Source organism: Streptomyces sp. NPDC043908 (assembly GCF_056435525.1).
Genome location: NZ_JBWKEI010000023.1, coordinates 1 through 10,228, shown reverse-complemented (window position 1 = coordinate 10,228; position 10,228 = coordinate 1). Strand labels below are relative to the sequence as shown.

Sequence of the window (10,228 nt, the reverse complement as noted above, 5' to 3'; positions counted from 1 at the left end):
CACCCCCCCCCTCCTTTTGGGAAGCCACGCGGAGTCGGGCACCCACCCCCCCATCCACATGGATTACGGCCCCCCCCCCCCCACACCCCCCCCACCCCCCCCCCCCCCCCCCCCCGCTCCTCGTTCCCTGTCGTACGGGGCTACAGCTGGCCGAAGCCCACCCGGCGAACCGTCGGCTCGCCGATCTCCACGTACGCGATCCGGTCGGCCGGCACGAGGACCTTGCGGCCCTTGTCGTCCTGGAGGCTGAGCAGCTGCGCCTTGCCGGCGAGGGCGTCGGCTACCGCGCTCTCGACCTCCTCGGCGGACTGCCCGCTCTCCAGAACGATCTCCCGGGGCGCGTGCTGCACGCCGATCTTGACCTCCACGGCTATGTCCCTCCGACGGTCTGCGGTGCGCGGTCAGCCGCGCCGTACCCCGCACACATTAGCCCGGAGAGGGGACCCGGACGGGCGCGGCGCCGCACGCTAGGAGCGAACACCCGCGCCCCGCAGGCGCTGTTCAGTGGCCTTCGGTGCCGTGCAGCGGGAAGCCCGCGATACCGCGCCAGGCCAGCGAGGTGAGCAGCTGCACCGCCTTCTCGCGGGGGATCGCCGACTCGCTGGAGAGCCAGTAGCGGGCGACCACCTGGGAGACGCCGCCCAGGCCCACGGCCAGCAGCATCGACTCGTCCTTGGACAGGCCGGTGTCCTCGGCGATCACGTCCGAGATCGCCTCGGCGCACTGCAGGCTGACCCGCTCCACGCGCTCGCGCACGGCGGGCTCGTTGGTCAGGTCCGACTCGAAGACCAGGCGGAAGGCGCCGCCCTCGTCCTCCACGTACGCGAAGTAGGCGTCCATGGTCGCCGCCACCCGCAGCTTGTTGTCGCTGGTGGAGGCGAGCGCCGTGCGCACGGCCAGCAGGAGCGCCTCGCAGTGCTGGTCGAGCAGGGCCAGGTAGAGCTCCAGCTTTCCGGGGAAGTGCTGGTAGAGGACGGGCTTGGAGACACCGGCCCGCTCCGCGATGTCGTCCATCGCGGCCGAGTGGTACCCCTGTGCGACGAAGACTTCCTGGGCCGCGCCCAGAAGCTGATTGCGGCGGGCCCGGCGGGGCAGGCGCGTGCCTCGCGGGCGCGCCGCCTCGGTCTGCTCGATGGCTGTCACGCCGCCTCCCAAAAATTGATCTCGTGCGCGATGGACGCGCGCCGCCATCGTACTTTTGGGTAACCCGGCTGTGCGCGGTGCGCACGCAGAATTTCACGGACCGGACGCGCTGGGTAGCCGGAGATAGGCCCGGTTATCCGAACAAATCAGCGGTAGTCGTCCTCGTCGAGGGCCACCACGCGGGCCTGTTCGACCGCATCCGCCTCGTTCGCCACGTTCGGGTCGACCCGGGTGAGCGGATCGTCGCGGTCGTGGCGCACCTCGGTCTGCTGCTCGGCCGCGTCCGCCTCGGGGGTCTCCTCGTCGAGCTCCACGGTGCCGGCTTCTTCCTGGAAATCTTCCTCGAACATTTCGGGATCACTGGGGTCGACGGGCATGATTGCTCCCTTTTCGAGGGCTTGATAACGAGCCTATGGGCTAGGTCTGCGCACCGCTATGCGGTCTGTGACGGCGAACACACGAACCACGGTGTGATCGTCTCGTAACATTGCCGCATGCCTTCGACCGAGCTGCCGGAAACCCTTGCCGCCGCTGCCGCCCCGGTACCCCGGGTGGGCGCGGTCCGGGTGGCGGACGGTGAAGAGCTGCGCTCGGTGAGTCTGCCCGGCCTCACGCTGAACATCCGCACCCGTCCGAGTACGGCGTCCGGCCTCGCCCCCGCCCTGTTCGTGCACGGGCTCGGCGGCTCCTCGCAGAACTGGTCCGCCCTGATGCCGCTGCTCGCGGACGCGGTGCACTGCGAGGCCGTGGATCTGCCCGGCTTCGGGGACTCCGCGCCGCCGGACGACGGCGACTACTCGGTCACCGGCCACGCGCGCGCGGTGATCCGGCTGCTGGACGCCGAGGGCCGCGGCCCCGTCCACCTCTTCGGGAACTCGCTGGGCGGCGCGGTCGCCACCCGGGTCGCGGCGGTCCGCCCCGACCTGGTGCGCACCCTCACCCTGATCTCGCCCGCGCTCCCCGAGCTCCGCCCCCAGCGCACCGCCTGGCCCACCGCCCTGATCGCGGTGCCGGGCGTCGCCTCGCTGTTCGCCCGGATGACCGAGGACTGGACGGTCGAGGAGCGTACGCGCGGCGCGATGGCGCTGTGTTACGGCGACCCGGGCCTGATCAGCCCCGAGGCGTTCCGGGCGGCGGTCGAGGAGATGGAGCGGCGCCTCGCGCTGCCGTACTTCTGGGACGCGATGGTCCGCTCGGCGCGGGGCGTGGTGAACGCCTACACCCTGGGCGGACAGCACGGGCTGTGGCGCCAGGCCGAGCGCGTGCTCGCGCCCACCCTGCTGGTGTACGGCGGGCGCGACCGGCTCGTCGGCCTCCGCATGGCCCGCAGAGCCGCCGCCGCGTTCCGCGGATCGAGACTGCTGACCGTGCCCGACGCCGGGCATCTGGCGATGATTGAGTACCCGGAGGCGGTCGCGCAGGCCTTCCGGGACCTGCTCGACGACTGCGGAAACAGGAGCTGATCCGGGGCGTGGGACGACACAGCCGACCCAGGGGCGCCGCAGGCACTCCCGATGCCACCCGTGCCGCCGACGCCACCGGGCCCCTGCCCGCGGCGGAGGGCACGCAGCCGGCGGGCAGACGCCGCCGCACCGAAGACCCGCAGGCCGGCCGGCTCCCGGGGAGCCGGCCGGTTCCGGGCACCTCCGCCCCGCACCAGGGCGGCACCACCCCCGCGCACGGCGTGCCGGTCCGCGGCGGGCACCCCGAGCACCACGAGAGCGGGGGCAGCTGGAACGAGCCCTCGGCGCCGCGCCCCGCCGCTCCGGCCCACCCCGGGCCCGGTGTCCGAATACCGGGACCCCGGCGCGAGTACGTGGACGCCTTCGACGGCGCCGACTGGACGAACACCGGCACCCACCGCGTGCCCAACCCGTCGTCGGATACGGGCTCCCACCGCGTGGCCGACTGGACGAACACCGGCACCCACCGCGTGCCCAACCCGTCGTCGGATACGGGCTCCCACCGCGTGGCCGACTGGACGAACACCGGCACGCACCGCGTGCCCAGCCCGTCGTCCAACACGGGCTCCCACCGCGTCGCCGACTGGACGGACACCGGCACCCACCGCGTCGCCAACCCGTCCGACACCGGCACCCAAAACCGCACAGCCGCCCCCACGGACACCGGCGCTTACCGCAGGGTCGGTCCCGCCGACCCGGGCGCCCGGCGCGGGCCGGATCCGATGGGCACCGGCTCCCACCGCCGGATGGTCGTGGCCGACACGGGTGAGCAGCGCAGGATCGTTCCGGCGCCCACTGCGGCCCGGCCGGCCCCCGTACCCGCACCCGCTCCCGCCCCGGCCCCCGAGCGGGCCGAGCCGGAGGAGGAGCAGGGGACAGCCAGGAAGGGCAGGTCCGTCAAGGGCCGCACCCTCACCGGGATCGCGGCGGCGGCCGTCACCACCGTGCTCGCGGTCGTGGTGGCCGGGCAGGTCACCTCCGACGACGGTCACCGCGCCGGCGCCCAGGCGGCCGACGGCAGCGGCCGCGGCGGCGAAGGCCCCGCCTCCCGCTCCAAGGACCGCTCGACGCCCCAGCAGGCGGCCCCGGCCAAGCCCGCCACATACGAGCAGAAGATGGCCCTTCAGTACCCGATCGACCCCAAGCTGAAAGGTTCCGGCGAGTTCGAGACCGTGCCGGGCTCCGCGGCGGCGCCGGGCAAGGGGCGCAAGTACCGCTACCGGGTGGACATCGAGAAGGGCCTCGAACTGGACGGCGCCCTCTTCGCCGAGGCCGTGCAGAAGACCCTCAACGACGACCGCAGCTGGGCGCACGACGGGGCGAAGACCTTCGAGCGCGTCTCCTCCGGCAAGCCCGACTTCGTCGTCACCCTGGCCAGCCCCGGCACCACCGGGACCTGGTGCGCCAAGTCGGAGCTGGACGTCACCGAGGAGAACGTCTCCTGCGACTCGGCCGCCACCGAGCGCGTGATGATCAACGCGTTCCGCTGGGCGCAGGGCTCGGAGACGTTCGGGGCCCAGGCGATGTTCGCCTACCGGCAGATGCTCATCAACCACGAGGTGGGACACCGGCTCGGCCATGGTCATGTGAGCTGTCGCACTCCGGGGGCGCTGGCTCCGGTGATGCAGCAGCAGACCAAGTCCTTGGACATAGACGGGATCAAGTGCCGTCCCAACCCGTGGGTCTACCCGACTGGTTGAGACCAGTCCGGCCCTGCTGTCCACATTGTGGGACGACTGTCTCAATCTCGGTTGACAGTGGACATCGGGGCTTTGCATAGTTCTCGACATGCCGCACCGCCCCTTCACTCCCGCACGCGCCGCCATCGAGCTGGCGCTGATCGGCGTGACCGGGCTCTGCGTAGCCGACATTCACTGTTGCTGACGCCCACTCGCGCGCAGTTTTCTCCTTTCTGCGTCCGGGTACTTCCGTCTTTGCTCATCCGCGCGGGCGCAGCACTCCCTCTTGTCCGAAGACCATGACGCCGTCATGGGCCGGTACAGACGCCCGCGTCCGTTTCGCCCCTGCCCGGCAGTCACCCCGAGAGGTCTTCATTCCGATGCGCCAGATGTCCGGAAACGTCGCAAGAGCGGCAGCGATAGCCGTGGTTCTCGCCGTGGGCGCCGTCGCCTGCGGCCCCGACGACAGCGGCGCCAAGAACGCCGGCGGCAGTTCGGACGCCAAGCCCGCCAAGGGCGGCACGCTCTCCGTCCTCAACAACGAGCCGCAGACCGACTTCGACCCGGCGCGGCTCTACACCTCCGGCGGAGGAAACGTTCCGTCCCTGGTGTTCCGTACGCTCACCACCCGCAACCGCGAGGCGGGCGCCGAGGGCACCAAGGTCGTCCCCGACCTCGCCACCGACACCGGCAAGCCCAACGCCGACGCCACGGTGTGGACGTACACCCTCAAGGACGGCCTCACGTACGAGGACGGCACGCCGATCACCACGGCCGACATCAAGTACGGCATCGAGCGCTCCTTCGCGGCCGAGCTCTCCGGCGGCGCGCCCTACCTGCGCGACTGGCTGGTCGGCGGCGCCACCTACCAGGGTCCCTACAAGGACGGCGGCAAGGGCCTCGCCTCCATCGAGACGCCCGACGCCAAGACCATCGTCTTCCACCTGAACAAGCCCGAGGGCGAGTTCCCGTACCTGGCGACCCAGACCCAGTTCGCGCCGGTCCCCAAGGCCAAGGACACCGGCACCAAGTACGAGTCGCACCCCGTCTCCTCCGGCCCGTACAAGGTCGTCAAGAACGAGAACGACGGCGAGCACCTGGTCCTGGAGCGCAACCCGCACTGGTCCGAGGCCACCGACGCCGAGCGCAAGGCGTACCCGGACACCATCGACGTGCGCTCCGGCCTCGACGCCTCCGTCATCAACCAGCGCCTGTCCGCCTCCCAGGGGCCGGACTCGGCCGCCGTCACCACCGACACCAACCTCGGGCCGGCCGAGCTCGCCAAGATCGGCGGCGACAAGGCGCTCGCCGCGCGCGTGGGCACCGGCCACTTCGGCTACACCAACTACATCGGGTTCAACCCGAAGGTGAAGCCGTTCGACGACCCGAAGGTGCGCCAGGCCATCGCGTACGCCGTGGACCGCAGCTCGGTGATCAACGCGGTCGGCGGCTCCTCGCTCGCCGAGCCCGCCACCACCTTCCTGCCGAACCAGAAGGCGTTCGGTTACACCGACTTCGACCACTTCCCGGCGGGCGCCTCCGGCAACGCGGCCAAGGCCAAGGAGCTCCTGAAGGAGGCGGGCCACCCGGACGGCCTCACCGTCACGCTCACCCACACCAACGCCAAGGGCGGACCCAAGGGCCCCGAGGTCGCGACCGCGCTCCAGGACGCCCTGAAGAAGGCCGGGATCACGGTCAGGCTCCAGGGCCTTGAGGTCAACGACTACAACGACACCATCCAGAGCGCCGACAAGGAGCCCGGCTTCTTCCTGCGCGGCTGGGGCGCCGACTGGCCCTCCGGCGGCCCGTTCCTCGCGCCGATCTTCGACGGCCGCCAGATCGTCAAGGACGGAGCCAACTTCAACACCGGCTTCCTCGACGACCCGGCCGTCAACAAGGAGGTCGACGAGATCAACAAGCTCACCGACCTGGCGGCCGCCGCGCCGCGCTGGGGCGCCCTCGACAAGAAGATCGGCGAGCAGGCCGTGGTCATCCCGCTCTTCCACCCGGTCTACAAGCGGCTCGTCGGCAAGGACGTCAAGAACGTCGTCATCAGCGACTGGACCGGTGTGCTCGACATCTCCCAGGTAGCGGTCAAGTAGCCATGAGCAGTGAGGCCTTGTTGGCCTCGGAGACGGGAGCGGCCCCCCTGGTCGCTCCCGCCTCGGGGGCCCGTCAGTTCTGGCGGCGGCTGCGCGCCCAGCGCGCCGTGACCGTCGCCGCCGTCGTCTTCGCGCTGCTCGTGCTCGTCGCGCTCGCCGCGCCGCTGCTCACCGCCCTGGAGGGACAGGATCCCAACGCCTTCCACCCGACTCTGATCGACTCCGCGGCCGGCGGCGTGCCCAAGGGCGCGTTCGGCGGCGTCAGCGGCGACCACTGGCTCGGCGTGGAGCCCCAGACCGGCCGCGACCTGTTCGCGCGGCTCGTCTACGGAGCCCGGGTCTCGCTCGGCGTCGCCTTCATCGCCACCCTGGTGCAGGTGTTCATCGGGGTGAGCCTCGGACTGCTCGCCGCGCTCGGCGGGCGCTGGGCCGACCAGGTCATCAGCCGGTTCACCGACGTGGTGGTGGCGCTTCCGCTGCTCGTCATCGGCCTCGGCCTGATCGCGGTCGTACCCGACTCGGTGCCGCGCCCGGTCCTGATCACCTGCGTCATCGCGGTCGTCGGCTGGTCCGGCACCTCCAAGATCGTGCGCTCCTCGGCGCTCAGCCTCAAGTCCCTCGACTACGTCTCGGCGGCCCGGCTCAGCGGCTGGGGCCGCCTCGCGGTCGCCCGGCGCGAGCTGCTCCCCGCCCTTGCCGCGCCCGTCATCACGTACGGCGTGCTGCTGGTGCCCGCCAACGTCTCCATCGAGGCGGCGCTCTCCTTCCTCGGCGTCGGCATCAAGCCGCCCACGCCCTCGTGGGGCCAGATGCTCACCGAGGCCAACACCTGGTACCAGTCGGCGCCCACGTATCTGCTGCTGCCGGCCGGCTTCCTGTTCGTGACGGTCCTCTCCCTGACCGTCGTCGGCGAGGGCGTGCGCACCGCGCTCGACCCGAGGGCCGCCTCCCGGCTCAAGGTCGGCGTCACCTCCCGCAAGGACGCCAGGGCCCGCAAGAACGCCGCCACATCCCCCAAGGAGGCCTCCAAGTGACGGGCTTTCTGCTGCGGCGGCTCGGCGGCGCGGTCTTCGTGCTGCTCGCCCTCTCCGTCGTCGTCTACCTCGTCTTCTACGCCGCCCCCGGCAACGTCGCCCAGATCGTCTGCGGCGAGCGCTGCTCCCCGGCCCAGGTGGCCCAGGTGCACGACCGCCTCCAGCTCGGCGACCCCCTCCCCGTCCAGTACTGGCACTTCCTCCAGGGACTCTTCGTCGGCCGGGACTTCTCCTCCGGCGTCGGCGTCGTCCACTGCGACGCGCCCTGCCTCGGCCTGTCCTACCGCCAGGACTCGCCGGTCACCGACATCCTCCTCAACAAGCTGCCCGTCACCGGCTCGCTGGTCATCGGCGCCTTCGTGCTGTGGATCGTGCTCGGCGTCGGCACCGGGCTGCTCTCCGCGTGGAAGCGCGGCGGCGCCGTCGAGCGGACCCTGACCGGGCTCACGCTCGTCGGCTTCTCCACCCCGGTCTTCGTGATCGGCCTGGTGTTGATCATCGTCTTCTGCTCCACGCTCGGCTGGCTGCCGTTCCCGCAGTACACCCCCTTCTCGGACAACCCCGAGCAGTGGTTCTGGGGACTGCTGCTGCCGTGGATCTCGCTGGCCCTGATCGAGAGCGCCAAGTACGCGCGCCTGGTGCGCAGTTCCATGCTGGAGACCCTCGCCGAGGACCATGTGCGCACCTTCCGCGCGTACGGACTCACCGAGCGGGCCGTCGTCGGCAAGCACGCCCTGCGCGGCGCGGTCGCCCCCGTCATCGCGCTCAGCGCCCTGGACGCGGGCTCCATGTTCGGCGGCGCCGTGCTCACCGAGTCGCTCTTCGGCATCCAGGGCATCGGCAAGCTCCTGGTGGACTCGGTCCGCCACGTCGACCTGCCCATCGTGGTCGGCGTCGTCATGACGACCGGGTTCTTCGTCGTACTGGCCAATGCCGTCGCGGACGCGCTGTACGCGATGGCCGACCGACGGGTGGTGCTGTCATGACCGAGCCCCAGGCGCACAGCCCCGCGCCCCTGGTGGAGGTCACCGACCTCGCCGTCGCCTTCGGCGAGACCCGGGCCGTGGACGGGCTCTCCTTCACCCTGGAGCTTGGCGCCGCCCTCGGCGTCGTCGGCGAGTCCGGCTCCGGCAAGAGCGCCTCCGCCTACGCCCTGCTCGGCCTGCACCGGGGCACCGGCGCCCTGGTCGAGGGGAGCGTGAAGGTCGCGGGCACCGACGTCCAGCAGGCCTCCGACGCCGAACTGCGGCGGCTGCGCGGGGGAGTGGCGGCGATGGTCTTCCAGGACCCGCTCTCCTCCCTCGACCCGTACTACGCCATCGGCGACCAGATCGCCGAGGTCTACCGGGTGCACCGGGGCGGCACCAAGCGGGCCGCACGCGCGCGTGCCGTGGAGGTGCTCGACCGCGTCGGCATCCCCGACGCCGCCCGCAAGGCGCGCTCGCGCCCGCACGAGTTCTCCGGCGGGATGCGCCAGCGCGCCCTCATCGCGATGGCCCTGGCCTGCGAGCCCCGGCTCCTGATCGCGGACGAGCCGACCACCGCCCTCGACGTCACCGTCCAGGCGCAGATCCTCGACCTGCTGCACGGGCTGCGCCAGGAGACCGGGATGGGCCTGCTGCTGGTCACCCACGACGTGGGCGTGGCGGCGGAGAGCGTCGACGACGTCCTGGTCATGCGCCGGGGCCGCGCGGTCGAGCGCGGTCCGGTACGGGACGTGCTCGGCGCGCCGAAGGCCGCGTACACCAAGGAGCTGCTCTCGGCGGTACCGCGCCTGGACGCGCCCAGGCCGGACGCCTCGGCCGCCGGTGAGCCGCTGCTCGAAGCCCGCGACCTGCGCAAGGTGTTCGGGCGCGGCAAGTCGGCGTTCACCGCCGTCGACGGGGTCTCGCTCACCGTGCGGCGCGGCGAGACGCTCGGCGTGGTCGGGGAGAGCGGCAGCGGCAAGACGACGCTCGGCCGGATGCTGGTCGGCCTGCTCGACACCACCTCCGGCACGATCCGCCGCGACGGCACGGCCGTGCAGATGGTCTTCCAGGACCCGGTCGCCTCGCTCAACCCCCGCCGCTCGATCGGCGAGTCGGTGGCCGACCCGCTGCGCGCCTCGGGCGTACGGGACGAGGGGCGCATCCGCGCGCGCGTGGGCGAGCTCCTGGAAAGGGTCGGCCTCGACCCGGACCGCTACGACCGCTACCCGCACGAGTTCAGCGGCGGCCAGCGCCAGCGCGTCGGCATCGCCCGCGCGCTCGCCGCCGAACCGCAGCTGATCGTGTGCGACGAGCCGGTCTCCGCCCTCGACGTGACCACCCAGGCCCATGTCACCGCCCTGCTGGCGGAGTTGCAGCGCGAACTCGGGCTCGGGCTCGTCTTCATCGCGCACGACCTCGCCGTCGTACGGCAGGTCAGCGACCGGGTCGCGGTGATGCGCCGGGGCCGGATCGTGGAGGAGGGCGCGGTCGACGACGTGTACGGATCGCCCCAGGACCCGTACACGCGGCAGCTCCTCGCCGCCGTGCCGACCGTCGACCCGGTGCTGGCCGCGGTGCGGCGCGCCGCCCGCAAGGAGCTGCGCGAGCAGTCGCTGGAGCAGAACTCCAGTGCGGTGGCCGCGGCCTGACGTTCCGTTACTCTCCCGCCCCGTAGCGCGACGGAACGCCACGGCGGTGGGAAAGTTACGTGCATTCACCCCTTCCGGTGGGGGGGGGGGGAAACCCCCCCCCCCCCCCCCCCCCCCCCCCCCCCCCCCCTTCCCCCCCCCCCCCCCCCCCAAAAAAAAAACCCCCCACCAAAAAACCTAGGGTGGCTTC

General features: G+C 71.9%; 10 protein-coding genes. 7 read left to right on the top strand and 3 right to left on the bottom strand.

Annotated elements, in window-relative coordinates:
- Positions 1–140 precede the first annotated feature (140 nt).
- From AC069K_RS33460 to AC069K_RS33450, 3 genes are all read right to left on the bottom strand, one after another.
- Positions 141–368 carry a DUF3107 domain-containing protein gene (locus AC069K_RS33460; protein ID WP_067163735.1) on the bottom strand — a complete coding sequence of 76 codons (228 nt, stop codon included), beginning with the start codon at positions 366–368 and terminating at the stop codon, positions 141–143.
- 133 nt (positions 369–501) lie between these two features.
- Complete coding sequence (locus AC069K_RS33455) at positions 502–1,143, bottom strand: TetR/AcrR family transcriptional regulator (RefSeq protein WP_190090017.1); 642 nt, start codon at positions 1,141–1,143, stop codon at positions 502–504.
- 146 nt (positions 1,144–1,289) lie between these two features.
- Positions 1,290–1,520 (bottom strand): hypothetical protein, encoded by a 231-nt coding sequence (locus tag AC069K_RS33450; RefSeq protein WP_358836420.1) that lies wholly within the window; start codon positions 1,518–1,520, stop codon positions 1,290–1,292.
- Positions 1,521–1,637: 117 nt separating this feature from the next.
- Between AC069K_RS33450 and AC069K_RS33445 the strand changes: the two genes are divergently transcribed.
- The 7 genes from AC069K_RS33445 (at position 1,638) to AC069K_RS33415 (ending at position 10,038) form a co-directional block, all read left to right on the top strand.
- Positions 1,638–2,606 (top strand): alpha/beta fold hydrolase, encoded by a 969-nt coding sequence (locus AC069K_RS33445; RefSeq protein ID WP_478622375.1) that lies wholly within the window; start codon positions 1,638–1,640, stop codon positions 2,604–2,606.
- A gap of 8 nt (positions 2,607–2,614) precedes the next feature.
- Complete coding sequence (locus tag AC069K_RS33440; RefSeq protein ID WP_478622373.1) at positions 2,615–4,306, top strand: DUF3152 domain-containing protein; 1,692 nt, start codon at positions 2,615–2,617, stop codon at positions 4,304–4,306.
- Between the two features lie 88 nt (positions 4,307–4,394).
- Positions 4,395–4,490 carry an Ms4533A family Cys-rich leader peptide gene (locus AC069K_RS33435; protein ID WP_324616262.1) on the top strand — a complete coding sequence of 32 codons (96 nt, stop codon included), beginning with the start codon at positions 4,395–4,397 and terminating at the stop codon, positions 4,488–4,490.
- Positions 4,491–4,665: 175 nt separating this feature from the next.
- A complete protein-coding gene (locus AC069K_RS33430; protein ID WP_478622371.1) occupies positions 4,666–6,387 on the top strand; it encodes an ABC transporter substrate-binding protein in 1,722 nt (573 codons plus the stop codon).
- Positions 6,388–6,389: 2 nt separating this feature from the next.
- Positions 6,390–7,421, top strand: a complete 1,032-nt coding sequence (locus AC069K_RS33425) for an ABC transporter permease (RefSeq protein ID WP_365114455.1) — start codon at positions 6,390–6,392, stop codon at positions 7,419–7,421.
- Positions 7,418–8,407, top strand: coding sequence for an ABC transporter permease (locus AC069K_RS33420; protein WP_365114457.1), 990 nt, complete (start codon positions 7,418–7,420; stop codon positions 8,405–8,407). The genes AC069K_RS33425 and AC069K_RS33420 overlap by 4 nt, the downstream gene beginning before the upstream one ends.
- Positions 8,404–10,038: a dipeptide ABC transporter ATP-binding protein gene (locus AC069K_RS33415; protein WP_478622368.1), complete on the top strand. Its 1,635-nt coding sequence runs from the start codon at positions 8,404–8,406 to the stop codon at positions 10,036–10,038. Before AC069K_RS33420 ends, AC069K_RS33415 begins: the two co-directional genes overlap by 4 nt.
- Positions 10,039–10,228: the final 190 nt, after the last annotated feature.

Bases quoted from the DNA above. Each gene is read 5' to 3' on its own strand.
- AC069K_RS33450 (WP_358836420.1), bottom strand. From the start codon at position 1,520: ATGCCCGTCGACCCCAGTGATCCCGAAATGTTCGAGGAAGATTTCCAG.
- AC069K_RS33445 (WP_478622375.1), top strand. From the start codon at position 1,638: ATGCCTTCGACCGAGCTGCCGGAAACCCTTGCCGCCGCTGCCGCCCCG.
- AC069K_RS33435 (WP_324616262.1), top strand. From the start codon at position 4,395: ATGCCGCACCGCCCCTTCACTCCCGCACGCGCCGCCATCGAGCTGGCG.
- AC069K_RS33430 (WP_478622371.1), top strand. From the start codon at position 4,666: ATGCGCCAGATGTCCGGAAACGTCGCAAGAGCGGCAGCGATAGCCGTG.
- AC069K_RS33425 (WP_365114455.1), top strand. From the start codon at position 6,390: ATGAGCAGTGAGGCCTTGTTGGCCTCGGAGACGGGAGCGGCCCCCCTG.
- AC069K_RS33415 (WP_478622368.1), top strand. From the start codon at position 8,404: ATGACCGAGCCCCAGGCGCACAGCCCCGCGCCCCTGGTGGAGGTCACC.